25 protein-coding genes are annotated in these 26,022 nt (G+C 72.5%); 5 read left to right on the top strand and 20 right to left on the bottom strand.

The features are described from left to right. Positions 1-103: 103 nt before the first annotated feature. The 3 genes from ME121_RS12570 to ME121_RS12560 all read right to left on the bottom strand — a co-directional run bounded on the left by ME121_RS12570 (position 104) and on the right by ME121_RS12560 (position 3,702). Positions 104-1,570, bottom strand: a complete 1,467-nt coding sequence (locus tag ME121_RS12570) for an MmgE/PrpD family protein (RefSeq protein ID WP_059408924.1) — start codon at positions 1,568-1,570, stop codon at positions 104-106. A gap of 212 nt (positions 1,571-1,782) precedes the next feature. Beyond that, positions 1,783-3,075, bottom strand: a complete 1,293-nt coding sequence (pncB, locus tag ME121_RS12565; RefSeq protein WP_059408923.1) for a nicotinate phosphoribosyltransferase — start codon at positions 3,073-3,075, stop codon at positions 1,783-1,785. Between the two features lie 123 nt (positions 3,076-3,198). After that, on the bottom strand, positions 3,199-3,702 hold the full coding sequence (locus ME121_RS12560; protein WP_024830124.1) for a pyridoxamine 5'-phosphate oxidase family protein: 504 nt from the start codon (positions 3,700-3,702) through the stop codon (positions 3,199-3,201). Between the two features lie 128 nt (positions 3,703-3,830). Between ME121_RS12560 and ME121_RS12555 the strand changes: the two genes are divergently transcribed. The 3 genes from ME121_RS12555 to mobA all read left to right on the top strand — a co-directional run bounded on the left by ME121_RS12555 (position 3,831) and on the right by mobA (position 6,046). Then, positions 3,831-4,112, top strand: a complete 282-nt coding sequence (locus ME121_RS12555) for a hypothetical protein (RefSeq protein ID WP_053622682.1) — start codon at positions 3,831-3,833, stop codon at positions 4,110-4,112. A 130-nt stretch (positions 4,113-4,242) separates the two neighbouring features. Then, positions 4,243-5,391, top strand: a complete 1,149-nt coding sequence (locus tag ME121_RS12550) for an Mrp/NBP35 family ATP-binding protein (protein ID WP_012319120.1) — start codon at positions 4,243-4,245, stop codon at positions 5,389-5,391. 4 nt (positions 5,392-5,395) lie between these two features. After that, on the top strand, positions 5,396-6,046 hold the full coding sequence (gene mobA / locus ME121_RS12545; protein WP_089231345.1) for a molybdenum cofactor guanylyltransferase MobA: 651 nt from the start codon (positions 5,396-5,398) through the stop codon (positions 6,044-6,046). Between the two features lie 117 nt (positions 6,047-6,163). On the opposite strand, the gene ME121_RS12540 is transcribed toward mobA, so the two are convergent. The 6 genes from ME121_RS12540 to ME121_RS12515 all read right to left on the bottom strand — a co-directional run bounded on the left by ME121_RS12540 (position 6,164) and on the right by ME121_RS12515 (position 11,617). Then, positions 6,164-6,622, bottom strand: a complete 459-nt coding sequence (locus tag ME121_RS12540) for a peptidylprolyl isomerase (RefSeq protein WP_010686120.1) — start codon at positions 6,620-6,622, stop codon at positions 6,164-6,166. 77 nt (positions 6,623-6,699) lie between these two features. After that, on the bottom strand, positions 6,700-7,197 hold the full coding sequence (locus ME121_RS12535) for a UCP034077 family protein (protein ID WP_029361131.1): 498 nt from the start codon (positions 7,195-7,197) through the stop codon (positions 6,700-6,702). A 7-nt stretch (positions 7,198-7,204) separates the two neighbouring features. Continuing rightward, positions 7,205-7,753, bottom strand: coding sequence for a peptidylprolyl isomerase (locus tag ME121_RS12530; protein ID WP_012319123.1), 549 nt, complete (start codon positions 7,751-7,753; stop codon positions 7,205-7,207). Positions 7,754-7,780: 27 nt separating this feature from the next. After that, the gene (gene coaD, locus ME121_RS12525) at positions 7,781-8,284 is read right to left on the bottom strand and encodes a pantetheine-phosphate adenylyltransferase (protein WP_012319124.1); all 504 of its coding nucleotides are present in this window, start codon (positions 8,282-8,284) and stop codon (positions 7,781-7,783) included. A 49-nt stretch (positions 8,285-8,333) separates the two neighbouring features. Further along, a complete protein-coding gene (gene gyrA / locus ME121_RS12520; protein WP_012319125.1) occupies positions 8,334-11,066 on the bottom strand; it encodes a DNA gyrase subunit A in 2,733 nt (910 codons plus the stop codon). A gap of 233 nt (positions 11,067-11,299) precedes the next feature. Next, positions 11,300-11,617: a hypothetical protein gene (locus tag ME121_RS12515; protein WP_012319126.1), complete on the bottom strand. Its 318-nt coding sequence runs from the start codon at positions 11,615-11,617 to the stop codon at positions 11,300-11,302. A 233-nt stretch (positions 11,618-11,850) separates the two neighbouring features. On the opposite strand from ME121_RS12515, the gene ME121_RS12510 reads away from it, so the two are divergent. Then, complete coding sequence (locus ME121_RS12510; RefSeq protein WP_012319127.1) at positions 11,851-12,708, top strand: S49 family peptidase; 858 nt, start codon at positions 11,851-11,853, stop codon at positions 12,706-12,708. Between the two features lie 4 nt (positions 12,709-12,712). On the opposite strand, the gene ME121_RS12505 is transcribed toward ME121_RS12510, so the two are convergent. Together ME121_RS12505 and ME121_RS12500 are read right to left on the bottom strand one after the other, a co-directional pair. Further along, positions 12,713-14,401: a methyl-accepting chemotaxis protein gene (locus ME121_RS12505; RefSeq protein ID WP_245337814.1), complete on the bottom strand. Its 1,689-nt coding sequence runs from the start codon at positions 14,399-14,401 to the stop codon at positions 12,713-12,715. Positions 14,402-14,529: 128 nt separating this feature from the next. Further along, on the bottom strand, positions 14,530-15,510 hold the full coding sequence (locus ME121_RS12500) for an NAD(P)-binding domain-containing protein (RefSeq protein ID WP_368731362.1): 981 nt from the start codon (positions 15,508-15,510) through the stop codon (positions 14,530-14,532). On the opposite strand from ME121_RS12500, the gene ME121_RS12495 reads away from it, so the two are divergent. Beyond that, a complete protein-coding gene (locus ME121_RS12495; protein WP_024830119.1) occupies positions 15,509-16,531 on the top strand; it encodes a P1 family peptidase in 1,023 nt (340 codons plus the stop codon). The genes ME121_RS12500 and ME121_RS12495 overlap by 2 nt on opposite strands. A gap of 122 nt (positions 16,532-16,653) precedes the next feature. Here ME121_RS12495 and ME121_RS12490 read toward each other — a convergent pair whose 3' ends face one another. From ME121_RS12490 to metC, 9 genes are all read right to left on the bottom strand, one after another. After that, positions 16,654-17,268, bottom strand: coding sequence for an NIPSNAP family protein (locus ME121_RS12490; RefSeq protein ID WP_058607476.1), 615 nt, complete (start codon positions 17,266-17,268; stop codon positions 16,654-16,656). Between the two features lie 107 nt (positions 17,269-17,375). Further along, positions 17,376-17,657, bottom strand: a complete 282-nt coding sequence (locus ME121_RS12485; RefSeq protein ID WP_012319132.1) for a hypothetical protein — start codon at positions 17,655-17,657, stop codon at positions 17,376-17,378. Further along, the gene (locus tag ME121_RS12480) at positions 17,654-20,044 is read right to left on the bottom strand and encodes a hybrid sensor histidine kinase/response regulator (RefSeq protein ID WP_059408921.1); all 2,391 of its coding nucleotides are present in this window, start codon (positions 20,042-20,044) and stop codon (positions 17,654-17,656) included. Before ME121_RS12480 ends, ME121_RS12485 begins: the two co-directional genes overlap by 4 nt. Before the next feature lie 52 nt (positions 20,045-20,096). Continuing rightward, entirely contained in the window at positions 20,097-20,993 is an 897-nt protein-coding gene (gene rarD / locus ME121_RS12475; RefSeq protein WP_012319134.1) for an EamA family transporter RarD, read from the bottom strand. 183 nt (positions 20,994-21,176) lie between these two features. Further along, positions 21,177-21,779 (bottom strand): pyridoxamine 5'-phosphate oxidase family protein, encoded by a 603-nt coding sequence (locus ME121_RS12470; protein WP_053622678.1) that lies wholly within the window; start codon positions 21,777-21,779, stop codon positions 21,177-21,179. Further along, positions 21,776-22,108, bottom strand: a complete 333-nt coding sequence (locus ME121_RS12465; RefSeq protein ID WP_012319136.1) for a lipid-A-disaccharide synthase N-terminal domain-containing protein — start codon at positions 22,106-22,108, stop codon at positions 21,776-21,778. The genes ME121_RS12470 and ME121_RS12465 overlap by 4 nt, the downstream gene beginning before the upstream one ends. Further along, the gene (locus ME121_RS12460; protein WP_012319137.1) at positions 22,102-22,869 is read right to left on the bottom strand and encodes a glycosyltransferase; all 768 of its coding nucleotides are present in this window, start codon (positions 22,867-22,869) and stop codon (positions 22,102-22,104) included. The genes ME121_RS12465 and ME121_RS12460 overlap by 7 nt, the downstream gene beginning before the upstream one ends. Further along, entirely contained in the window at positions 22,866-24,587 is a 1,722-nt protein-coding gene (locus tag ME121_RS12455) for an ArnT family glycosyltransferase (protein ID WP_053622677.1), read from the bottom strand. The genes ME121_RS12460 and ME121_RS12455 overlap by 4 nt, the downstream gene beginning before the upstream one ends. 186 nt (positions 24,588-24,773) lie before the next feature. Further along, complete coding sequence (gene metC / locus ME121_RS12450) at positions 24,774-25,964, bottom strand: cystathionine beta-lyase (RefSeq protein ID WP_012319139.1); 1,191 nt, start codon at positions 25,962-25,964, stop codon at positions 24,774-24,776. Between the last annotated feature and the right edge of the window lie 58 nt (positions 25,965-26,022).

Here is a 26,022-nt window from a genome sequence, read left to right as displayed (position 1 = left end):
CGTCCCGAACGCCACGCGCGGGCGGCCGCCGGGAGCGGCGGAGGCCTCGCGGACGGGGAACGGCACAGGACGCGAAAACGATCCCGCGGGCTTCGCGCGCAGGTTAGGTCCCCGCGACGCCGGCCCGCGCCACGTCGCCCGCATCCTTCAGGTCGGGCAGCGACCAGCACAGCTGCATCACCTTCCGGGCCTGCGCGTCCGGCAGGATCCCGGCGGCGAGGTCGGTGAACTTCGCCTCCAGCTGCGCGTCCGACATCGGCTTCTCGACGCTGCCGATGGCGTGCTCGATATGCCGGTGGAACGTCCGCCCGTCGGTCAGCGTCACGGTCATGTCCACTTGCGCGGGGTCGACGCCGGGGGTGATCACCGGGACCACCTTCTGGCGCAGGGCCACCACCCGCGGATCGTTCACGGCCCGGTCGCTGAACTGCTTCTCGCCGCCCGCGCCCTCCACGAAGGCCACCGCGGCCGCGTGGTAGATGCTGAACTTGCCCTCCAGGCCGGTCTTCGGCGCGGTCTTGCCGGTCAGCTCCAGGACCAGCGGGTGGACCTTCAGGTCGACGCGCTGGACGTCCTCCGGCTTGACGTGGTCCGCGTCGCGGATCTGGATCGCGGCGTCGATCGTCGGGTGCATGACGATCCCGCAGGCGAAGGGCTTGTAGGTGTTGAGCTGGGCCTCGTAGCGCGTGCCGAGGCCGTCGGTGATCTCGGACCAGTCCTGCTTGGTGGAGATCGTGTTGGCCCAGCCGCGCTTGGCCTCGATCATCCCGTCCGACGAGGTGAAGCCCTTCGCCGCCAGGATCGCGGCGAACAGGCCGTTGGACGCGGCCCGGCCCGGGTTGAAGCTCTTGTTCATCGAGCCGAACGACTCGCGCAGGCCCACCGGCTGCGAGGCGGCGAGCCCCAGGGCGTAGACCATCTGCTGCTCGGTGAGCCCCATCAGCTTGCCGGCCGCCGCGGCGGCGCCGAAGGGTCCGCAGGTGCCGGTGATGTGCCAGCCGGCGTCGTAGTGGTTCGGGTAGACCGCGTTGCCGATCCGGCACTCGGCCTCGATCCCGACCACCAGCGCGTCGAGGAAATCCTTGCCGGAGACCGGCTTCATCGCCGCGTAGGCCAGGATCGCCGAGGCGACCGGGCCGGCCGGGTGGATGATCGTCTTCAGGTGGGTGTCGTCGAAGTCGAAGATGTGGCTCGACACGCCGTTGAGGAAGGCGGCGTTCATGATGTCGAACCGCTCGGTCCGGCCGAACAGCCCGGCCTGCGGCGGCCCCGAGAAGGGCTGCAGCGCCGAGACCGCCACGTCCACGGTCTCGTGGTGCGAGCCGCCGATCGCCACCCCCACCCAGTTGAGGAAGCTGCGCACGCCCTCGCGGCGGACGGGCTCCGGCAGGGTGTCGTAGGTGGATCCGAGGATCCACTGCGCGAGGATCTTCGTCACGGGCGGCGGCGGTGCTTTCGCGGCCGGCTTGGCGGCCGGCTTGGCGGTCTCGGCCGCCTGCGCGCCCTGCAGGGCCGGAGCCGTGAGAGCGAGGCCCGCGGCCCCGATGAGCGAGCGGCGATTCATCGACATGGCGTTCTCCCGGACGGGGCCGCCCGGGGCGGCTCCGATTGCCGGGCAAGATAATGAATTCATCCCCGGGTCGGCAGCCTCCGTGTTTCACACGGCCGGGTCTGATACGCGTTCCGCTCGAGCGCTTCGGTGGACGGGTCCCTCACCGTCATCACGTCGCTCCGCTCGCGAGGCCGGCGGTGCCGGGGTCCTCCGCCGGTGGTGTGCGCCCGTCACACCAGTACCGGCAGAGCCTCCTGCTCGCCCACGGCGAAGACCCGCCGGTAGCGGGCGACCTCGTCGGCCGGCCCCTGCGCCTTGGTGGGATTGTCGGAGAGCTTCACGGTCGGCCGGCCGTCGGCCTCGGTGACCTTGCAGACGATCGAGACCGGGTCGAGCTTCCCCTCCGGCAGGAGCCCGCGGAAATCGTTGGTGAGCAGCGTGCCCCACCCGTAGCCGATGCGCATGCGCCCGTGGAACCGGGCGTGGATGCGCTCGATCTCGTCGATGTCGAGCCCGTCGGAGAAGATCGCGAGCTTGTCCCGCGGGTCGTGCCCGCGAGCCTGCCAGAAGCGGATCGCCTCCTCGCCGCCCTCGATCGGGTCCTTCGAGTCGATGCGGATGCCGGTCCAGTCGCTCACCCAGTCCGGGGCGTTCGCCAGGAATCCGGTGGTGCCGTAGGTGTCGGGCAGGATCACCAGCAGGTTGCCGCCGTAATCCTCCTGCCAGTCCGACAGCACCGCGTAGGGCGCGGCGGCGAGCGCCGCGTCGTCCTCGGCGAGCGCCGCGTAGACCATCGGCAGTTCGTGAGCGTTCGTGCCGACCGGCTCGACCTCCTGCCGGGCCGCGATCAGGCAGTTGGAGGTGCCGAGGAACGCGCCGCCGAGGCCCTCCGCCATCGCCTGCACGCACCAGTCCTGCCACAGGAAGCCGTGGCGCCGGCGCGTGCCGAAATCCGCCACCGACAGGTCCGGCAGCCTCTGCAGGCGCTCGATCTTCTCCCAGACCCGGGTCATGGCGCGGGCGTAGAGCACCTGCAGGTCGAGCTTGCCGAGGCCACGCAGCACGGTCCGCGCCCGCAACTCGTTGAGGATCGCGAGCGCCGGGACCTCCCACATCGTGGTCTCGACCCAGGGACCGTGGAAGGTCAGCTCGTACTGGCCGTCATGGACGGCGAGCTCGTATTCGGGGAGTTGGAAGGCCTCGAACCAGCTCACGAATTCGGGTCCCAGGATTCGCCCCTGGCCGCGGAAGACGTTGCCGCGCAGCCACGTGATCTCGCCCTTGCTGAGGCGCAGGGTCCGGGCGTGGTCGAGCTGCTCGCGCAGCAGACCGGCATCGACCTCGTCGGCGATGCGGATGCGCCGCGTGCGGTTCGTGATGCCGAAGGTGGTCCGGATGTCGGGGTGTCGGCGCAGGATCGTCTGCGCCATCAGGAGCTTGTAGAAATCCGTGTCGAGCAGCGACCGCACGATCGGGTCGATGCGGAAGCTGTGGTCGTAGACTCGCTTCGCCAGATCCAGCATTCGTAAGGCACTCTGCCGCGCTTCGATCGCGCAGAGCGCATGCCGGAACCGCCGACGTCAAGAAGACGGGCGGCCTCCTCCCGGAGACCGCCCGCGGAAAGGCCGTGCCCTGAACCCGGACTCTCAGGCGAGATCGACCTTCTTGGTCTCGGTCTTCGGGCTCTCGCCGGTGAGCGAGGCCTTCACGTAGCCGTAGAGGTGCAGCATCGTGCTGTTCGGGCTGTCCCAGTACTCGCCCTTCTCCGGGTGGACGCGGATCAGCGCGACCTCCGGATCGTCCTTGCCGTTCGGGAACCAGGTCTTCAGGCTCTCATTCCACTTCGCGTCGATGATCGACTGGTCGCGGACAATCTCGGCCTTTCCGGCCACCGAGACGTAGTTCTGGCTCGACGGATCGGAATAGGCGAGGTTGATCTGGTTGTCCTTGCTGATCTCGGCCGTCTTGGGCGAGTGCAGCTTGGTGAAGAACCACAGGTCACCGTTCTCGTCGGCGTCGTTGTTCCACATCGGGCGGCTGTTGAGCGTGCCGTCGGAATCGACGGTGGTCATCATGGCGATCTTCACGTCCTTGATGAGCTCGAACAGCTTCTTCGCGCCCTCGTGGTCGCGGTGGTTGCCCTGATGCATGAAAGTGGTCTCCTACGCGTCGTTTCGGTCCCGGCGGGGTCTCCGGAGGGGGGCCCCGGCCGAAGGCTGCCCCGACAACGGATCAGTCTCCCGTTGGTTCAGCTTGCCCGTGCGGTGAGGAGGTTCGGATGAATCAGGGTCGAGGGATCGGCCGGGTAGCGGCGGCGCTGGTCGCGTTCGGGCTCGGCCTGCTGCCGGCCGCCGCAGAGGTGCGTTTCGGCCCGGGCGTGCGCATCGGCGGCCACGACTTCTCGAACCGGCGCTACGGCAGCGTCCACATCGAGCGCGTCAAGCGCCTGCGCGGCCCGCTCGGCTGCCGCCGCCTGCGCCAAGGCTTCTACCGGCGCGGCGACGGGACCGTGGTGCGCGGCCCGATGGAGGAGTGCAACCTCATCGCGCGCCCGCACTGAGATGGGTGGCGGGACGGCCCCGGGGACGCAGGCCGCCGCCGGCGGCGCCGATTGCGGGTCCGGGGTCTGGTGTTCTCGGCCCGCTCGGTTACATGCACTGGCATACCTGCTTGCCCCGCTGGAGGACATCTTGGCGATCACCCGCGACGACGTGCTGAAGGCGCTCGCCGGCATCACGGTCGATGCCGCCGGCACCACCCTGCCCGGCTCGGGACGGCTCTCCCAGGTCGTGGTCGATCCGAACAACCGGGTGATGTTCTCGATCCTGGTCGATCCCAGCGAGGCCGAGCGGTTCGAGCCGGTGCGGCGGCAGGCCGAGGGGCGCGTCCTGCAGATGCCGGGCGTCTCGGGCGTGTTCGCGAGCCTCACCTCCGAGCGGAACCAGAGCCACCCGGCCCAGAGCAGCGCCGCCCCCCGCCCCGTGACGCCGCCGCCGGTCGCGCCGCCGCGGCCCGGCGCGCCGCCGAACCAGGGCCCGCAGATCGCGGGCGTGCGCCACATCGTGGCGGTCGCCTCCGGCAAGGGCGGCGTCGGCAAGTCGACCACCGCCTGCAACCTCGCCCTGGCGCTCCAGGCACAGGGACTGAAGGTCGGCCTCCTCGACGCCGACATCTACGGCCCGTCCGTGCCGAAGCTGTTCGGCCTCTCGGGCAAGCCCAACGTCGTCGACAACAAGGCCATGGAGCCGATGATCGGCTACGGGCTCAAGGTCATGTCGATCGGCTTCCTGATCGAGCCGGAGACGGCGATGATCTGGCGCGGCCCGATGGTCCAGTCGGCGATCACCCAGATGCTGCGCGACGTGCTCTGGGGCGAGCTCGACGTGCTGCTCGTCGACATGCCCCCCGGCACGGGCGACGCGCAGCTCACCATGGCGCAGGCGACGCCGCTGTCCGGCGCCGTGATCGTCTCGACCCCGCAGGACCTCGCGCTGATCGACGCGCGGCGCGGCGTGACCATGTTCAAGAAGGTCGCGGTGCCGATCCTCGGCGTGATCGAGAACATGGCGACCTTCGTCTGCCCGAATTGCGGCCACGCCTCGCACATCTTCGGGCATGGCGGCGCGCGGATCGAGGCGCAGCGCCTCGGCGTGCCGTTCCTCGGCGAGGTGCCGCTGAACATGACGATCCGCGAGACCTCGGATTCCGGCCAGCCGGTGGTGGCGACCGATCCGGACGGGCCGCACGCCAAGGTCTACCGCGACATCGCCGCCCAGCTCTGGACGAACCTGTCCGGCGCGCCGGCCGGGCGGACGGCGCCGAAGATCGTCTTCGAGTGATCCCATGCCGTCGCCGGCTGTCGCTTCGCCGGTCCTGGGCCTGATCCTGGCCGGCGGCCAGGCGCGGCGGATGGGCGGCGGCGACAAGCCGCTGCTGCGGCTCGGGGGGCGGACCCTGCTGGAGCGGGTGGTCGAACGGCTCGGGCCGCAATGCGGGGCGGGGCTGGTGCTCAGCGCCAACGGCGACCCGGCGCGGTTCTCCGGCTTTCCCGGGCCGGTCCTGCCGGACCCCGTGCCGGATCAGCCGGGACCGCTCGCCGGCATCCTCGCCGGACTGGAGCACGCCGCCGCGCGGGGTGTCGCGCGGGTGGTCAGCGTGTCGGGCGACGCGCCGTTCCTGCCGGGGGATCTGGTGGCGCGCCTCGACGCCGCCGGGCCGGAGACCGGCATCGCGCTCGCGGCCTCGGGGGAGCGGCAGCACTACACGATCGCCCTCTGGCCGACGGCCCTGCGCGACGCGCTCCGGGCCTATCTCGAGCGGGGCGAGCGGCGCGTCGGCGCCTTCATCGCGCGCCGCGGGGCCGCGGTTGCGTCCTGGCCGGTCGAGCCGGTGGATCCGTTCCTCAACGTCAACACGCCGGCGGATCTGGCGGCGGCGGAAGCCCTGGATCGAGGGTTGATGCGGTCCGCCAGCATCGCGAGCGAAGCGCAGTGACCCAGGGCGGCGCGACTGAGGAAGTCGTCGTGCCGCTGGATTGCTTCGCTCCGCCCGCAACGACGGCGGCGCCGAAGCCACCGAGAGATGGCTTCAGACGTGAGGCTTAATCCGGGCTCAGGCCGCCGCGACGGTCGCCTTCACGATCTTGTCCGGCGAGCGCGGCGGCTCGCCCTTGTTGATCGTGTCGACCACGTCCATGCCTTCCACGACCTTGCCCCACACCGTGTACTGCTTGTCGAGGAAGCGGGCATCGTCGAAGCAGATGAAGAACTGCGAGTTCGCCGAGTGCGGGAAGTTCGTCCGCGCCATGGAGCAGGTGCCGCGCACGTGCGGCTCGGCGTTGAACTCGGCCTTCAGGTCCGGCAGGTCCGAACCGCCCGAGCCGGTGCCCGTCGGGTCGCCCGTCTGGGCCATGAACCCGTCGATCACGCGGTGGAACGGCACGCCGTCGTAGAAGCCCTGGGCGGCGAGCGTCTTGATCCGCTCGACATGGCCCGGGGCGAGGTCGGGGCGCAGCGCGATCACGACGCGGCCCTTGGTGGTCTCCAGCACGATGGTCTCGTTGTCGGCCATGGTCTTTCCTTCCGGTTGGGGGAACTGTATCGGCGCGCGCCGGATCCGGCCAGCGCCCGTGTCGGGTTCGCCGGCGCTCAGGCCGGCGGGCGGTAGACGAAGCGGAGCGCCACCGGCCGGCCCGCGATCGCCCGGCCCAGGCCCGGCGTGATGTGGGCCGGGGTGCAGCGCGCGAGGGCGTCGAGGGTCCCGCGCACCAGGGCGGTCCGCTGATCGCCCGCGACCCCCGCCGCGTAGGTGACGCGGGGCGGCCCGATCAGGCTGCCGTCGCGCCGCAGCGCGAGCCGCAGGGTGATCTCGATGTCGTCGGCGCCGCCGCTCGGGCGGCCGAGGCCGCCCGGAGCCTGCCAGCAGGCGGCGAGCGCCGGGTAGAGTTCGGCCAGGGTGTCGGCGGGCCTGGTCGCCATCCGGGCGACCGGCACCGGGACCGTGGCGCGCAGGGTCTGAGGCAGGCTCAGCGGATAGCCGCCCCCCGGCCCGTCGGCGTAGCCGTAGAACGGCGCGCCGTCATAGGCCGCGGCGGCCGCCGGGATTAGGCTCAGCAGGAGGATCGAGGCGGCGCGCCGGCCGGGCATGCGGCCGCTACTTGGCCTTCTCGGCGAGCGTCATGCTGACGATCTTGTCGGGGTCCTGCACGGCCCCGCCCGGCGCGCCGGGGGCGGCCTTCTTGATCTTGTCGAGGACGTCGAGCCCGTCCGTCACGTTGCCGACGATCGTGTACTGGCCGTTCAGGAACGGCGCGTCGCCGAGGCAGATGAAGAACTGCGAGTTGGCCGAGTTCGGATCCTGCGACCGGGCCATGCCCACGGTGCCGCGGCGGAACTGGGCCGCCTGCGTGAACTCGGCCGGGATGTTCGGCAGGCTGGAGCCGCCGGTGCCGTTGCCCTTCGGGTCCCCGGTCTGGGCCATGAAGCCGTCGATGACGCGGTGGAACTTGAGGCCGTTGTAGAAGCCCTGCGAGACCAGCGTCTTGATCTGCTTGACGTGCTTGGGCGCGAGGTCGGGCCGCAGCTCGATGGTGATCCGCCCGTCCTTGGTCTGGAGATAGACCGTGTTGGCGTCGGCGGCCCGGGCGGCCTGGACGGTGCCGAGCGTGAGGGCGAGCGCGAGGAGGGCGTGGCGTCGGTTCATCGTGGTCCTTCCAGGGTCGGGCCGGTCTCAGGAATGGGCGGCGAAGCGCTGCCGGAGGCGCGCGGCGACGGCCGCCGGCACGAAGGGCGAGACGTCGCCCCCCATGCCGGCGATCTGGCGCACCAGCGTCGCGGTGATCGGTCGGGCCTGCGTCGAGGCGGGCAGGAACACGGTCTGCACCTCGGGCGCCATGGCGCCGTTCATGCCGGCGAGCTGCATCTCGTAGTCGAGATCCGTGCCGTCCCGCAGGCCGCGGATGAAGATCGCGGCGCCGCAGCGCCGGGCGGCCGAGACGGCGAGGTCGTTGAAGGTGACGATCTCCAGCGCCGCGCCCTCGGCCTGTGCCACCGGTCCGCAGGTCTCGGTGAGGAGCGCCGCGCGCTCCTCGGCGGAGAACAGCGGCGCCTTGCCGGGATGGACGCCGATGGCGATCACGAGGCGGTCCACCAGCCGGCAGGCTTGGCGGACCACGTCGAGATGGCCGTTCGTGACCGGATCGAACGAGCCGGCGTAGAGGGCGGTGCGGGTCATCGCGACCCGACCTAGAGCATTTTCGCGCCGGACGGAACCGGGCGGCGCCTCACGCCTCCTCGCCGCCCTCGGGGCCGGCCTCGGCGCCCTCGTCCTCGCCCTCGATGTGCTCCACCGAGACGACCTTCTCGTCCTTGGCGGTGTTGAACACCGTCACGCCCTGCGAGGCGCGGCCGACGATGCGGATGTCGTCCACCGGCACGCGGATCAGCTGGCCGCCGTCGGTGACCAGCATGATCTGGTCCGAGGCCTCGACGGGGAAGGACGCCACGAGGCTGCCGTTGCGGGCGTTGACCCGCATCGCCGTGATGCCCTTCCCGCCGCGTCCCGAGGTCCGGTACTCGAACGACGAGGAGCGCTTGCCGAAGCCCCGCTCCGACAGGGTGAGCACGTACTGCTCGGCCGCGCCCATCTCGTTGTAGCGGTCCAGCGAGATCGCCGCCGCCTCGGCGCCGTCCTCGGCCTCGGCGTCGCCGTTCTCCTCGGACTCACCGGTGACGGCGCGGCGCATCTTCAGGTAGCCGGCCCGCTCCTCGGCCGTGGCGTCGAAGGCATTCAGGATGGTCATCGAGATGACCTTGTCGTCCTTGCCGAGCAGGATGCCGCGCACGCCGGTCGAGTCGCGGCCCTTGAACACGCGCACGTCCTCGACGGGGAAGCGGATGCACTGGCCGAGCGCCGTGGTCAGCAGCACGTTCTGGTCCGGACGGCAGATCTCGACATGGACGATGTGGTCGCCCGGATCGAGCTTCATGGCGATCTTGCCGTTGCGGTTCACCGTGGTGAAGTCCGACAGCTTGTTGCGCCGGACATTGCCGCGCGCGGTCGCGAACATCACGTCGAGCGTTTCCCACGAGGCCTCGTCCTCGGGCAGCGGCATGATCGTGGTGATGCGCTCGGAGGTGTCCTGCAATTGCAGGATGTTGACCAGCGCCTTGCCGCGGGCGTTCGGCGCGGCCATCGGCAGGCGCCAGACCTTCTCCTTGTAGGCCTGGCCCTGGCTGGAGAAGAACAGCACCGGCGTGTGGGTGTTGGCCACGAACAGGCGGGTGACGAAATCCTCGTCGCGGGTCGCCATGCCGGAGCGACCCTTGCCCCCGCGGCGCTGGGCCCGATAGGTCGAGAGCGGCACACGCTTGACGTAGCCGGCGTGCGACACGGTCACCACCATGTCCTCGCGGGCGATCAGGTCCTCGTCCTCGACGCTGCCGTCGAAGTCGACGATCTCGGTCTTGCGCGGTGTGGCGAACTGCTCGCGCACCTCGGCCAGTTCGCCCTTGACGATCCCCTGGATGCGGGCGCGCGAGCGCAGGATGTCGAGATAGTCGGCGATCTCGTCGGCCAGCGTCTTCAGCTCGTCGCCGACCTCGTCGCGGCCCAGAGCCGTGAGGCGCTGCAGGCGCAGGTCGAGGATGGCGCGGGCCTGGGTCTCGGACAGGCGATAGGTGCCGTCCTCGGCGACCCGGTGGCGCGGGTCGTCCACCAGGGCGATCAGCGGCGCGATGTCGTGGGCCGGCCAGTCCCGGCCCATCAGGGCCTCGCGGGCGGCGTTCGGGTCCGGCGAGGTCCGGATCAGGCGGATCACCTCGTCGATGTTGGCGACCGCGATGGCGAGGCCGCACAAGACGTGCGCCCGCTCGCGGGCCTTGCCGAGGAGGAACTTGGTCCGCCGGGAGACGACCTCCTCGCGGAAGTCGACGAAGGCCTGGAGCAGGTCCTTCAGGTTCATCAGCTCGGGGCGGCCGCCGTTCAGCGCCACCATGTTGCAACCGAAGGAGGATTGCAGGGGCGTGAACCGGTAGAGCTGGTTCAGCACCACGTCCGCCATGGCGTCGCGCTTGATCTCGACGACGATGCGCATGCCCGACCGGTCGGATTCGTCGCGCAGGTCGGAGATGCCCTCGACGCGCTTCTCCTTCACCAGCTCGGCGATCTTCTCGACGAGGGTCGCCTTGTTCACCTGATAGGGAATCTCGGTGAAGATCAGCGCCTCGCGCTCCTTGCGCAGCTCCTCGACATGCGACTTCGCGCGCATGATCACCGAGCCGCGGCCGGTGGCGTAGGCCTGCCGCGTGCCGGCCCGGCCGAGGATCATGCCGCCGGTGGGGAAATCCGGGCCGGGGACGATCTCGGTGAGCTGCTCGATGGTGAGCCCCGGATCGTCGATCAGCGCCACGCAGGCGTCGATCAGCTCGCCGAGATTGTGCGGCGGGATGTTGGTCGCCATGCCGACCGCGATGCCGCCGGCGCCGTTGACCAGCAGGTTCGGGAAGCGGGCCGGGAGGACGGTCGGCTCCTCGCGCGACTCGTCGTAGTTCGGTCCGAAATCGACGGTGTTCTTGTCGATGTCGGTGAGCAGCGCGGTCGCGGGCTTGGCGAGGCGCGATTCGGTGTAGCGCATGGCGGCCGGCGGATCGCCGTCCACCGAGCCGAAATTGCCCTGCCCGTCGATGAGCATCAGGCGCATGGAGAAGTCCTGCGCCATCCGCACGAGGGCGTCGTAGATCGATTGGTCGCCGTGCGGGTGGTAGAGACCGATCACGTCGCCGACGATGCGCGCCGACTTGACGTATTTCCGCTCGGGCAGGTGCCCAGATTCGAAGGCGGAGTAGAGGATGCGCCGGTGCACGGGCTTGAGCCCGTCGCGCGCGTCGGGAAGCGCCCGGCTCACGATCACGCTCATCGCGTAATCGAGGTAGGAGCGGCGCATCTCGTCGGTGATGGAGACGGGGCGGATGTCGCTGGCGGGCGGGGCGGCGCCAGTCGGATCGTTCTCGGCCAAGTCGATTTCCGTTCTGAGGCCCGGACGGGCGGTGCTCGCGGCGGCCAAGCGGCGCGCGATGCGCCGGAACGGCCTTGCGGAAGAGCAGTGATATCAGACGGTTAAATAAGGTTTTCCGAGGCCCGCCGCAAGGTCGCAGCGCGGCCGCCTGCAGGCTCGGCCGCGGGGTCCCCGGCACAGTTCCCGGCGGGGCCGCGCCCCGGCCGGATCGGGCCGGGGCGCGGGGGCTTGGCTCAGTAGAACGTGACGTGCCGGTGGCCGTACGGGCGGCCGTGCCAGACATGGTGGCGGTGCCAGTGGCGGCGGAAATGGTGGTGCCGGTGCCAGTGGTGGCGGCGATGCCAGTGGTGGCGGCGATGGTGCCAGTGGCGCCGCCAGTGGTGACGCCGGTGCCAGTGGCGGCGGTAGCGCCAGTGGGCCTGCTGCACCGCGGGGGCGGGCGCCGCGGCCTCGGCGCCGGCGGGGACCGGCAGGGGCGCCGCCCGCGCGGGCGCAGTCGCCAGCCCGCCGAGCAGCGCGGCGAGGAGGACCAGGATCGGCCAGGGTCGCATCGTTTCTCTCCCGTGTGAGCGCCCGTCCGAGTCCAGCGGATCCGGGCCGGCACGAGGCTCGCGCCGTCGCCTGAAACGGCCAAGGTCGGCAAACGGTTCGATCCGTTCTGACTGCGCAGATGCGCCGCCGTCGCGCGCCGCCCTTGCGCGGCGCCGGAAAGCGCCCAGTTTCCGCAACAGGCGCTTCCGGGCCGTCCCCCGCCCGGCTTCCCGATGAGCCGCGTAAGACTCCCATGGCGTTCGCGTTCCCCGACACATTTCGCGCCCTCCTCCCGCGCCGCTTCCGGGACCGACGCCCGCGGGTCGCGGTGGTCCGGCTGTCGGGCACGATCGGGGCGGTCTCGCCGATCCGGCCGGGGCTCTCGATCGGGAGCGTCGCAGGCAGCCTGGAGCGCGCCTTCGGGATGCCGGGGGTGAAGGCGGTGGCGCTGGTGATCAACTCGCCCGGCGGCTCGCCGGCGCAGTCCCACCTGATCCACCGCCGCATCCGGGCGCTGGCCGACGAGAAGGGCGTGCCGGTGATCGCCTTCGTGGAGGATGTCGCGGCCTCCGGCGGCTACATGATCGCCTGCGCGGCCGACGAGATCGTCGCCGACCCGACCTCCATCGTCGGCTCGATCGGCGTGGTCTCGGCCGGGTTCGGCTTCCACGGCCTGCTGGAGAAGCTCGGCGTCGAGCGCCGGGTCCACACGCAGGGCGAGGCGAAGTCGATGCTCGACCCGTTCCGCCCGGAGGATCCCGCCGACGTGGAGCGCCTGAAGCGCATCCAGGCCGACGTGCAGGACCTGTTCACCGGCCTCGTCACGGCCCGGCGCCCGACCCTGTCGCGAGCCGAGAACCTGTTCACCGGGGCGGTCTGGACCGGGCGGCAGGCGCTGCCCCTCGGACTCGTCGACGCGCTGGGCGACGTGCGCACCGCGATGCGCGCGCGCTTCGGCGACAAGGTCGACCTGCGCCTCGTCGCCGAGGCCCGGGGCGGATTCCTGTCCCGCCTGCTGCGCCGCGGCGGCGCGCCGGGCGGGATCGACCTGGCCGAGGGGGCGATGGCCGCGTTCGCGGAGCGCGCGGCCTTCGCCCGCTACGGGCTCTGAGGCGTCAGGCCGCGACCTGGCCGAGGAAGCGCTCGATCTCGGCCTCGAGGTCGGCCGCGACCGTGTCGACGGTCTGAGCCGCGTCGGTGACGGTGGCGGCCATGCGGGCCGAGCGCCGGGCCGCGCCGGCGACCGTAGTGAGGCCCCCCGCGATGGCCTCGGTGGCGCCGGCCGTGTCGGCGACGTTGCGGGAGATCTCGGCCGTGGCCGCGCCCTGGGCCGAGACCGCCGACGCGATCCCGCCCGTGGTGACGCTGACCGCCCGCATCCGCTCGCCCATCCGGCCGATCGCCGCCACGGCCGCCGTCGTCGAGGCCTGCACACCGGCGATCTGGCTGCCGATCTCCTCGGTGGCCTTCGCGGTCTGCGACGCCAGGGCCTTCACCTCCGCGGCCACCACGGCGAAGCCCTTGCCGGCGGCGCCGGCCCGGGCGGACTCGATCGTGGCGTTGAGCGCCAGCAGGTTGGTCTGCTCGGCGATCTGGCGGATCAGCCCGACCACGGCGCCGATGCGCCCGGCGGCCTCGGCGAGTTCGCCGATCTCGGCGTTCATCGCGTCCGACTCCGCGGCGGCGGTGGCCACCAGGGCCTCGGCCTGGTCGAGCTGGGTCCCGATCTCGGCGATCGAGGCGGAGAGCTCCTCGGCGGCGCTCGCCACGGTCTGGACGCTGGCCGAGGTCTCGTGCGAGCCGCGCTCGGTCTCGGCGACGGCGACCTCCGCCTCGGCGGAGCTGGCCGCCATCTCGCCGGCCCGGGCCCGCATCGCGCCGGTGCTGGCGGTCAGCGCGTCCTTCAGGCGAACGACCTGCCCCCGGAACGCCTCGATGGCCCGGTCGAGGGCGGCCCGCCGCCGCGTCTCGTCGGCCGCGCCCGCGCTCTGCAGGCTCTCGAGCTCCCGGGTCCGCAGCCCGGCGACGCGCAGCACCTCGAGGGCGCGCGCCACGGTGCCGATCTCGTCGCCGCGCCCCGCGTGGGGGATCGCCGAGTCCAAGTCGCCGGCCGCGAGGGCCTCGATCCGCGCCGCGATCGTCGCGAAGGGCCGGAACAGCCGCGCCGCCGCCAGCCCGACGAGGGCGCAGGCCAGCACCGCGATGACCAGGGCGGCGACGCTGAGGCTCGTCATCGTCTGGGCGTGGGCGTCGAAGTACATCTCGATCGGCAGCCCGACGAACAGGATGCCGTTCACCTTGCCGGTGGTGTCGACCGTCGGGTGGTACACTGTGTAGTAGCGCCGCCCGAACAGGGCGGCCGGCCCCTCGTAGGTCCGACCGGCGCGGATCGCGGCCTGGGCCGGGCTGTCGGCGGCGAGCGCCGTGCCGACCGCGCGGGTCCCGTCCTCCCGGCGCACCGTGGTCTGGCGCCGCACGAAGCTGTCGGAGGCGGGCTCGTAGCTGAACACCGTCGCCAGGCCGCCCGAATAGGCGACGGCGTCGTCCACGACGCCGGCATCGGCGAAGCCGGACAGGCTCGGCGTCGACACCCGGGCGACGCGCGCGCCGTCGAGGTCCGCCGCCGCACCCTCGACCCGCGCCGCCAGGACGAGCGCCAGAGTTCTCAGGTTGCGCTCGCCGTTGGTGCGCTGACGCGCCTCCATCTGCGACCAGGTCTGCCGCGAGACCGTGATCCAGATGGCGCCGGCGGTGACTGTCACGGCGAGCATCGCCAGCAGGATGACTTTCGTAGACAGAGTCATCCTGCGCAGCGAATAGGAATGTGTGCGCATCTATTGGTATCCGTGCCTATAGCCGGCACGAACACTCGTTTGTGAAGTTGAAACGACGGGTTAAGACTCGCCAGAAAGGCGAGACGTCGTCGTCGATCTCAACCCTGCCCTGCACGACGGGCAGAGACGCGGGCCAGCGCCGCGAGGTCCTTCTCGCCGTCGCCGTGGCTGATCGCCTCGATGAGACCGTCCCGCAGCACGCTCGCGAACGGCATCGGCACCCCGGCACCCTCGGCCGCCTGGAGGGCGAGCCGCACGTCCTTGGCCCCGAGCTTGAGGATGAAGCCCGGCGGCTCGTAGCGGTTCTGCGCGATCGAGGCGCCGTAGCCCTTGTAGACCGGCGAGGCGAACAGCGTGTTGGTCATCAGGTCCAGGAAGTCGGCGCCCGCGACCCCGTGGCCCTCCGTGAGGGCGCAGGCCTCGGCCATGGCCTCGATGGCCGAGATCAGCATGAAGTTGCCGGCGAGCTTGACGGCATTGGCCCGCGTCGGGTCGTCGCCGAAGCGCCAGGTCTTGGCGCCCATGGCGTCGAGGAGCGGCCCCGCGCGGTCGATCAGAGCCGCCGCCCCGGCCGCCACGATGTTGAGCTTGCCGGCCTCTGCCACGTCCGGCCGCCCGAAGACCGGCGCCGAGATGTAGGGAACGCCCGCCCGCGCGTGCACGGCGGCGAGCTGCTTCGCCAGGGCCACCGAGATCGTGCTCATCCCGATATGCAGGCCGGGCCGCTCAGGCTGGTCGAGGAGGCCGCCGGCGACGATCACGGTCTCGAGGGCCGCGTCGTCGGCCAGCATGGTGACCACGGCGTCCCCCGCGAAGGCCTCGGCGGCGCTTGCCACCGGGGTGACGCCGTCGAGGCCGCGCGCGGCCTCCGGCGAGCGGTTCCAGGCGCGGACCGTGTGGCCGGCCCGCGCGAGGTTGGCCGCCATGGCGCGACCCATCCGCCCCATTCCGATGAATCCGACGTCCATGCCGTGCTCCTCGACGCGCTTCGCCGTCTGCCAACCTGGGTAACCCCGGCCGGCGGTCAACGGCCCCGGCCGGATTTGCGCCGATGGGCCGCCGTGGCAAGCTCGGACCATGCCGCAGAATCGCATCACCGACATTCCCGGCCTGCGGGTCGGCCACGCCACCGACCTGCGGCTCGCCAGCGGCGTCACCGCGATCCTCTTCGATCAGCCGGCCGTCGCCGCGGTCGACGTGCGCGGCGGCGGGCCGGGCACCCGCGAGACCGACCTGCTCGATCCCGAGCGCACCGTCGAGCGGGTCGACGCCTTCGTCCTCTCCGGGGGCTCGGCCTTCGGCCTCGATGCGGGGGCCGGCGTGGCGGCGTGGCTCGCCGAGGCCGGGCGCGGGTTCCCGGTCGGCGCCATGCGGGTGCCGATCGTCCCGGGGGCGGTGCTGTTCGATCTCCCCAACGGCGGCGACAAGGCCTGGGGCCGCTATCCGCCCTATCGCGAGCTGGGCTTCCAGGCCGCCGCGGCAGCCACCGAGGCGTTCGCCCTGGGCTCCGTGGGAGCTGGGACCGGTGCGCGCACCGGCCGGCTCAAGGGCGGGATCGGATCCGCCTCGGCGGCCGTGCCGGGCACGGGCTTCCGGGTCGGGGCCCTCGCGGCCGTGAACGCCTTCGGCAACGCGACGATCGGCGGTGGGCCGCATTTCTGGGCCGCGCCCTTCGAGGTGGACGACGAGTTCGGCGGCCTGGGCGTGCCGGTCCGGGTGCCGCCCGAGGCCCACGCCTTTCCGGCCCGCGCGCTGCCGGGCGCCGCCACGACGCTGGCCGTGGTGGCGACCGACGCGGCGCTGACCAAGGCGCAGTGCCGGCGCCTCGCGGTGGCGGCGCAGGACGGCCTCGCTCGGGCCCTCGTGCCGGCGCACACGCCCCTCGACGGCGACCTGGTCTTCGCCGCGGCGACCGGAGCCGTGCCCCTCGGCGACACGGTGGTGGACCTTGCCCGCCTCGGCGACGCCGCCGCGCGGGTCCTGGCTCGGGCGGTGGCGCGCGGCGTGTTCTCGGCGACGAGCCTGCCCGGGCACGCGCCGTCGTCGCCCCTGGCCGGCACGGGGCTTCCGCCGGCCTGGCGCGACGTGTTCGGCGCCTGATCGGCGGTGCCGGCTCCGCCCGCGCGCGGAACAGCGCCACCGGCCTCGATCCAGGCCCGGTCGAGCGCGCTCGTCACGCGTCGGGCCCGCCGCGCGGGCGGCCGCTTCCGTGGGGCCGGCGTTCAGCTCAGGGGAGAGCGCCCCTGGGGGAGTGCGATCGTCGAGGTCGCCTCGGCGATCTGGTCCGGGCCACCCTTCGGCGGCCAGATCCCCGCTTCGTAGGCGCGGGACCGCAACGCGGCCCGCTCCTCCAGGCTGCGGAAACCCCAGATGTGCGTGATGCGCGGCGCACCGTCGAGGGCGTACATGTTCAGGACGAGGTGCTGCGTGTAGGCGCGTGCCGGCCCGATCGCGGCCTCCCAGGCCGCGAGGGTCGGCGGCAGGCCCCCCGGCTTCAGGCGATAGGTCCGGACCTCGTACACCCCGCCGCGGTCGCCCGTCCGGATCGGCGGCAGGAAGGGGAACGGGGCGTAGCTGTCCATCTCCAGAGCGGTGATCACGGGCCCGGCGTTGAACGGGTTGGCGCTGAGGAGGGCGCGCCGGCGCTCGGCGGTCATGTCCTCGGGCGCCGCGAAGCCGCGCAGCACGATCAGGCGCCCCAGCGTGCCGATCTCGCTGCGCCAGCAGCCGACCAGCTCCCCCTTGGCATCGGGATCGTCCAGCCAAGCCTCGACGCCGGCCGAGACTTGGCCCACCGCGAGCAGCGGGCACGAGAGGGTCGCGAGTTCGTACAGCATGGGCGCCTCGGCGACGTCGTCCCGTCGACGTCAGGCCGTCAAAGCGGGAGAGCGTCTTTCGTTGCCATCGGGACGCCCGGACACGCCTCCGCCCGGGAGGCCCGGCCTCACAGCTCCGCGCGGGCATCCTCCAGCAGCTGTGCCAGCCCGCTGTCGACCTCGTCGGCGAGCATCGCCCGCTCGGCGTCGGTGAGGTCCTTGGCCCAGGCGCCGCTGCCGAACCCGTCGGTGCAGCGCGCCCGCTCCGCGGCGATGTAGGCCTCGGTCTCGACCGGCCGGGTCTTCATCGCGTGGACGAAGCCGAACCACGCCGCCCGCTCCACCACCGCGAGCCGCGCCCGCAGCCGGATGGCCACCGCCTTCTCCGGATCGATCCCGTCGGCACTCATCGTGGTTCTCCCGCGTCCTTCTCGGCGAGCCGATCGAGCAACCCCTGGAGCTGCCCCGGCACCGGCTCGGTCGCCGAACGCGCGTAGAGGACGCGCAGTTGCCGGCCGATCTCCGCGAGGCTCATGGAGCCCTTGGCGATCACCCGGTCGGCCTGCCGGTTCAGGCTCTCCTTCTCGGCCGCCGTGACCTCCTTGGCGGTGAGCACCACCACGGGCACGTCGCCGTCGGGCCGCGCCCGCAGGGCCCGGAGGAAGCCGAACCCGTCCATCTCGGGCATCATCAGGTCGAGCAGGATCAGGCTCGGCCGCGCCTGGCTGACCCGCTCCAGGGCGATCCGGCCGTTCTCCGCCTCGTCGACGGTCCAGCCCTCGCGGCCGAGCGACCGGCGCAGGCGCTCGCGGGCATCCGCGTCGTCGTCGACCACGAGGACGCGGGCATCCTCCGGCGCGTCGGGCCGGTAGCGCTCCATCAGGCCCTTGAGCCGGTCCCAGTCGATCGGCTTGACGAAGTAGTCGGTGGCGCCGAGCGCCTGGCCGAGCCCCTGCTCGGCCACGACCGAGGTCATGATCACCGGCGTCCCGGCGAGGTCGGGGTCGTTGCGCACCGCGTGCAGGACCGCCCAGCCGTCCATCCGCGGCATCTCGACGTCGAGCAGGATCGCGCGCGGCTTCAGGGCCCGGGCGAGCGTCAGGCCGGCGCGGCCGTCGTTGGCGCTGCGGACGTGGAAGCCCTCGCGTTCCAGGAAGCGCTGGAGCAATTCCCGGGCGGCCGGGTCGTCGTCGACCAGCAGCACCGTCTCGTGCTGCTCGTGCGGCTCCACCGGCGTGTGGGCCTCGGCCTCGGAGGGCGGCGCGTCCTCGGGCCGCAGGGTGGCGGGCAGGCGGATCGTGAAGGTCGCGCCCGCGCCCGGCGTGCTGGCGACGCCGATGTCGCCGCCCATCGTCCGGCAGAACGCGCGGGTGATGGCGAGCCCGAGGCCCGTGCCGCCGAACTGCCGGGTCGTCGAATCGTCGGCCTGGACGAAGCGCTCGAACAGGCGCCCGATCTGCTCCTCGGTCAGGCCGATGCCGGTGTCGGCGACCGCGAAGGACAGCCAGTCGGCTCCCTCCTCCCGGTGCCGCCGCACCGTCAGGGTGATCGTTCCCCGCTCGGTGAACTTCGCGGCGTTGCCGATCAGGTTCAGCAGGCACTGGCGGATCTTGGTCTGGTCCTGGTGCATGGACCCCAGGTCGGCCGTCCCGGCCGCGCCGGTGTCCAAGACGAAGCGGTTGCCCTTCTTCTCAACCAGGGAGCCGGTGGAGTCGGAGACGTCCCGGAGCAGGTCCGACACCGTGAAGGTCTCGGCCGAGGCGGTCATGCGGCCCGCCTCGATCTTCGAGATGTCGAGCACGTCGTTGATCAGCGAGAGCAGGTGGCGGGCGGCCGCCTCGATCTTGCGCAGGTCGGGCAGGAGGGCGGCCTGGCCGATATCCTCCAGCTCCTCGCCGAGCATCTCGGAGTAGCCGATCACCGCCGAGAGCGGCGTGCGCAGCTCGTGGCTCATGTTGGCGATGAACTGGCTCTTAGCCCGGTTGGCCGCCTCAGCGGCCTGCCGGGCGCGCTCCACCGCCTCCTCGGCCTCCTTCCGCTCGGTGACGTCGACGCAGGTGCCGACCCATTCCCGCAGGGAGCCGTCCTCGGCGAGGACAGGCACGCCGCGCACCTCCATGGCGCGCCAGACCCCGTCGTACCGGCGCAGCCTGTACTCGACCTCGTAGGTCGCGCGCGCCTCGACGCAGGCCGCCCAGGCGTCGGCCGCGTGGCCCCGGTCGTCGGGATGGACGGCGTCCAGCCAGCCCCAGCCCTGGTAGGCCTCCTCGGTCTGCCCGGTATAGGTGCTCCACCGGACCTGCGGCGGCATCAGCTCGCCCGCCGCGTCGGTGTTCCAGATCACCGCCGCCGAGGCGTCCACCAGCGCCCGGAAGCGCTGCTCGGAGTGGCGCAGGCGCTCCTCGACCGCGCGGCGGCCGGTGATGTCGGTGTTGGTCCCGTACCAGCGCAGGATCCGCCCGGACTCGTCCCGGTGGGGCAGCGCCTTCGACAGGAACCAGCGGTAGCTCCCGTCGCGGCCGCGCAGCGGGAACGTGTCCTCCCAGGACCGGCCCAGCGTGATCGCGGCGCGGTAGCGCTCGGTCACGGCCGCGACGTGGTCCGGGTGATGGACCGTGCGCCAGCCCCAGCCCCGCATCTCGTCGAGGGAGGTGCCGGTGTAGTCGTACCAGCGCTGATTGTACCAGATGATCGTGCCGTCGGCCTCGGCGATCCAGGCGAGCTGCGGCAGCGTCTCGGCGAGGTTGCGGTAATCGGCATCCGTGACGGATCCTGGGCCGCTCTCAGTCTCGCTCATCGACCCGACGCTGTCCCGTCACCCGCCCCGCGGCGGCTTATACCCGTACTCCTTATACACGCATCGCGTCGGGATCCGACCGCGGGGCCGCGGGGGCCGGCGGCCGGCGAAACCGCAGAGCGTCGATCGTGTAGAGCGCGAGCGCCACCCAGATCAGCGCGAGCATCAGCGCCCGATGCGGCTCGACCCGCTCGCCGTAGACGAGGACGCTCAGGACGAGCAGGCAGGTCGGCGCCACGTATTGCAGGAGGCCCAAGGTCGTGAGCCGCAGGCGCACCGCCGCGGCGGCGAACCAGATCAGCGGCAGCGCGGTCGTCAGGCCGGTGAGCATCAGCAGGGCGCGGTCGCCCGGCGCGGCCGGCAGGAACGGCTCGGGTGACAGGACGAGCCAGACGAGCGCGGCCGGCAGGAGCAGCAGCGTCTCGGCCAGGAAGCCGACCAGCGCGTCGACGCCGACGATCTTCCGGGCGAGGCCGTAGAGCGCGAAGCTCACTGCCAGCGACAGCGACATCAGGGGCAGTTCCCCGGCCCACACCACCGCGACGGCGACGCCCGTCGCGGCGATGCCGATGGCGACGGCCTGCGCCGGCCGCAGGCGCTCGCCCAGCACCACCCGGCCGAGGGCGACGCTGACCAGGGGATTGATGTAGTAGCCGAGGCTCGCGTCGAGCAGGTGCCCGCCGCTGACCGCGTAGAGGTAGAGCAGCCAGTTCACGCCGATCATCCCCGCCGAGAGCAGCAGCAGCGCGTGGCGCTTCCGAAGCGGCAGCGGCAGGTTCAGGCGGTGGCGCGCCGCGAGGATCAGCGCCAGCGCGCCGGCGAACACGCTCGACCAGACGATCCGCTCCGACAGGATGTGGTACGGGGAGTAGGCGCCGAGCATCCGGAAATGCACCGGGACCAGGAGGCCCCAGCTCAGGTAGGCGGCGAGCGCGTAGACGAGGCCCACGGACTCCTCCCGATCGACCCGGTTCGGCGGCCGGGTCAGGGGGTTTAGCGCGCCGGCCCGGCCGCCGTCAGGGGGGGCGGCGCAGGGCTGCCATCCCGGGGGGCCGGATGGCCCCCGCAGCGCCGGGCGCGGCGGCACCGGGGCGTCCGCCTGACCGGCCCTGCCCGCCCCGAGCGAGCCCGGTCAGGGCGCGATCCAGCGGCCGGACCACAGGCCTCCGGCCGCGTGCCAGGCCGCCCGGCGATGGCCGCGGCGGTCGAGATAGAGGAAGTCGAGCCGCTCCGCCCGGACGAGTACGGCGGCGAAGTGCGGCCGGCCGAGCGTCGCGGCCGCGGTCTCGTCCGGCAGGCTGTAGGCGTCCCCCGTCGGCAGCGCCGTGCCCGGACCGGGCTCCGCCCCGTAGCAGACCCGGCTCATCGCCCGGGACCCCGTCCAGGCCGCCTCGGCCAGCGCGTCGTCGGTGTGCAGCGTGGCGCGACCCGCGACGCGGATCTGGATCTTCGCGGCCGCGTCGTAGGCGGCGAGGGCGCAGGCAGGAGCGGCCAGGATCTCGGAGGCCTTGTCGGAGCGGCGGTCGCAGTGGAACCGGAGCGTCCCCTCGGCCGGGTCGGCGGCGCGCAGGACCACCGTGCGCAGCCGCGGCCCGCCATCGGCACCCAGCGTCCCCAGGGTCGGCAGGTGGAAACCGCTCCGGCCATGGGCGGCGCCGTCCGCCAGCAGGCGCCACAGTTCGGCGAAGGTGGCGTCCAGGTCGTCGTAGAAGGCGGGCAGCGGCGTGCGGCTCACGCGGCGCCCCGCTTCCGCCGCCGCTCGCGGAAGATCAGCGCGAGGTTGCGCAGGTAGATGCCGGTGGAGAGGCCCTGGCCGATGATGATCACCGGCTCGCGGCGGACGAACCCGTAGACCAGCGTCATCATCCCGCCGAGGATCGACAGGAACCAGAACGACAGCGGCATCACGCTCCGCCCGGCGCGCTCGCTGGCGATCCATTGCAGGATGAAGCGCGAGCCGAACACCACCTGCGCGACGATGCCGAACACCAGCCAGAAGTCGAGCCGGGTGACGAACACGTCGTAGAAATAGGCCGGCAGATCGTGGGCGAGCTGGATCAGCATCCGACGTCCTGGTCCGCGGTTTGGCCGGCCGGGCCGGCGATCTCCTCGGGCCGCGGATCCGCGCGCTTGCGCCGGATCAGCCACCAGACGCCGGCGAGATCGAGGAGCCCGACCCAGAGGCGGTCGAACAGGCCGTAATTGGACACCCCCGTCAGCCGCGGCCGGTCGACCACGTCGCGGTGGACGACCGAGAAGCCCTCGCGGGCGACCAGGGCCGGCATGAATCGGTGGAGGGCGTCGAAATACGGCAGCCTGAGATACACGGCGCGGCGGAAGACCTTCAGGCCGCAGCCGGTGTCGCGGGTGGAATCGTTGAGGATCCGCCCGCGCACGCCGTTGGCGATCCGGGACTGGAGCATCTTGAAGCGGCCGTCCTTGCGGCCGCGCCGCTGGCCCTGGGCGAGGCCGGCTCCCGGCCCCGCCGCCTCGAGGGCCGCGAGCAGCGCGGGGATGAAGGCCGGATCGTTCTGGCCGTCGCCGTCGAGGGTCGCGACGATCCCGCCGCGGGCCGCCAGGACGCCGCTGCGCACCGCCGCCGACTGGCCGCCGCTCCGCGCGTGGCGCAGCACCCGCAGCCAGGGCCGCGCCGCCCGGGCCGCCGCCAGCGCCGCCGGCGTGCCGTCGGTGGAGCCGTCGTCCACGTAGATCAGCTCGAAGGCGAGGCCCGCGCAGGCGGCCTCGATCTCGGCCACCAGGGGCGCGATGTTGCCGGCCTCGTTCTTGACCGGCACGACGACGCTGAGATGGGGGGATCCGCTCACGGGGCCACCGCGTAGGCCGTCACGAAGACCCGGCGGCCGGTGTTGAGGTTGAAGCCCTCGACCTCCGCCAGGGGCGCGGGCGCGCCGCGGCCGACCGGCCAGGCCGCGTTGAAATCGTCGCGATCGCGGGATTCGACGAAGAGCAGGCGACAGCCGCCGCCCTCGAGGAAGGACCGGGCGGCGGCCCCGTCGGGCGGCAGGGCGAGGCCGGTGCCGATCAGGAAGACGAGGCTCGGCTCGCGGTATCCGAGGCTCGCCACAAGCGGGTTCGGGCAGGGCGCGCGGTCGCGCAGGGCCGCGAGCCGCGGCGAGACCTTCAGGGCCGGCAGCGAGCGCTGCGCCACGCCCAGCACCGCCGGGCCCAGCAGGGCGGAGGCCAGCACCCCGAGGACGAGGGCGCGCTCGGCGGATCCCTGCGCGAAGGCGAGCCAGGCCAGGACCGCGACCGCGCAGGCGGCGGCGAGCAGCGGCAGGGCCGGCCACGGGATCGTGTGGCTGTCGAGCCGCCAGCCGGCGAGGCAGAGGCCGAGGGTCAGGGCGACCGGGATCGCCGGCAGCAGCAGGGCCGTCAGGCGGGCGCCCCGCAGGCGCGGGTCCAGCGCCCCCCGGCTCAGCGCCAGCACGGTCAGGATCGCGAGCCAGGGCATCAGCGGCAGCACGTAGTGGGGCAGCTTGGTGGGCACCGCCTCGAAGATCAGCCAGGCCGGCAGCACCGCGGCGATCAGGAAGGCCACGGCGGGCTCCCGTCGCGCCCGCCAAGCGAACGGCAGGCTCATGGCGGTGAAGGCCGCCGCCGGCCAGAAGGTCGCGAAGAACACGAGCGCGTAGGCGCCGGGCGGTCCCCAGTGCCGCTCGGCCGCCCCGCCGACCTTGCCGAGCATGTCGTGGCCGACCGCCTCGGCGTAGAACGCGCCCCCGCTCTTCCAGGCGATCGCCGCGAACCAGGGCGCCACCAGCAGGAGCGTGAGGGCGAGGCCCGGCCAGGGCCGGAGCGGCAGCAGCCAGCGGCCGGACCGCGCCGCGAGCGACAGGCCGAGCGCCGGCAGCGCGGCGAAGAGCGGAACCATCGGCCCCTTCACCAGGATCCCGACCGCCATCCCGAGCCAGAACGCCGCGAAGGTCGGTCCCGAGACCGGCCGACCGTCCCGCGGCGCCAGCCACGCGTGGGCGAGCGCGGCGAGGCTCGCGGTGGCGCAGGCGGCGAGCAGCGCGTCGGTCTTGGCGAGGTGGGCCTCGGCCGAGAGCATCAGGCAGGCGCCGTAGAGGGCGGCCGCCAGCAGCGCCGACCGCCGGGGCAGGAAGGCGAGCGCCGCCCAGTAGGCGAGAAGAACCGAGGCGACGGCGCCGATCAGCGACGGGACGCGGTACAGGGCGATCTGGGTGCGGGCCCCGGGCACGCCCAGCGCCTCGCCGGCCGCCACGGCGGCGGCCTGCGCCCAGTAGATCCCCACCGGCTTCTTGTGCCGCGCCTCCCCCTGGAAGCGGATATCCACGAGGTCGCCGCTCTCCAGCATCTGCTTCGAGGCCTGGGCGAAGCGGGGCTCGTCCCGGTCCATCGGCTGCAGCGAGATCTGCCCCGGCAGGAACAGGATCAGGCACAGCGCCAGCAGGGCGGCGACGGCCCTGGCATGGGTGAGGCTCAGCGCGTCGAGCCCGCGGCCGATCCGGTCGACGGGGGCAAGGCGCGGCGCGCCGCCGGCGGAGAGGCTCGTGGTCATACCGGGCCGGTCAATCAGGAACGCGGCGCGAGGTCAAATGCAGCGATGCCGTCGCCGGTCGCGACGGCGCGGGCCCATCACGACGCGCGGATGCGGCACCGCCCGCGGCGCGCGGTCCGGGTCAAGGTTCGCCGGTCCTCACCTGTCCGGGAAGGGCAGCGTCGTAGCGCGGCGCTCGGCCCCGCCCTACGACGCCGCCCGGAGGCGCGCGAAGCCGGCGTCGAGGTCGGCCTTGAGGTCGGCGGTGTCCTCAAGCCCGATGTGGAAGCGGAGCGCCGGTCCGCCGGGAGCCCACCGGGTCGCGGTCCGGTAGCCGGCGCAGTCGAACGGGATCACGAGGCTCTCGAAGCCGCCCCACGAGAAGCCCATCCCGAAGAGCTGCAGCCCGTCCAGCATGGCGGCCACCGCGGCCTCGGGCACCGGCTTCAGGATCACCCCGAACAGGCCCGACGCGCCCGCGAAGTCGCGCTTCCAGATGGCGTGGCCGGGATCCTCGGGCAGGCCGGGATGGAGCACCCGCAGCACCTCGGGCCGCGCCTGGAACCACCGGGCCATCTCCAGTCCGGCGCGGCCGTGCTCGCGCAGCCGCAAGGACATGGTGCGCAGGCCGCGCAGCGCCAGGAAGATGTCCTCGGCGCCGGCGCACATGGCGAAATGGTCGAAGGTGCGGCGCACGGCCGGGTAGTAGCGCGCGTTCGCGGAGGTCAGGCCGATCAGCAGGTCCGAGCCGCCGCTGAGGTACTTGGTGCCGGCCTCGACCGCGATGTCGACGCCGCGCGCGTGCGGCGGGAACAGCAGCGGCGTCGCCCAGGTGTTGTCCATGATCACGCAGGCGTCGTGTGCGTGCGCGACCTCGGCGATGGCCGGGATATCCTGCATCTCGAAGCTCTGCGAGCCGGGCGCCTCGACCAGCACGGCCCGGGTATTCGGGCGCATCAGTTCCGCGATGCCGGCCCCGATGGTCGGGTCGTAGTAGGTCACCTCGACGCCGTAGCGCGCCAGCACGCCGTCGCAGAACTGGCGGGTCGGCCGATAGGCGGAATCGGTGACGAGGAGGTGGTCGCCCGCCGAGACCGCGGCCATCAGCGCGACGGTGAGCGCCGCGAGCCCGGAGGGCGTCACGACGGTTCCGGCGGCGCCGGCGAGTTCCGTCCACGCCTCCGTCAGCGAGTCCATCGTCGGTGTCGCCGAGGTCCCGTAATTGTAGCGGCCGCGCCGGTTCTTGATCGCGTCGTAGGTCGGGTAGAGGACCGTGGATCCGCGGTAGATCGGCGTGTTCACGAAGCCGTGCTGCTCGCCCGGGTCACGGCCCGCGTGGACGAGGCGCGTCGCGGGCGCGAAGGTCTGCTTGGCGTCGGGCGAGGGCTTCAGGGACATCGAGGCTCGGAGATCGCGTTGCGGTGCACCGCACGAAGCGCGCCGCGCCCGGCAAGGT

This window comes from Methylobacterium sp. ME121 (assembly GCF_000974725.1).
Taxonomy (GTDB): Bacteria; Pseudomonadota; Alphaproteobacteria; order Rhizobiales; family Beijerinckiaceae; genus Methylobacterium; species Methylobacterium radiotolerans.
This window is presented reverse-complemented; position numbering and strand designations above follow the sequence as displayed.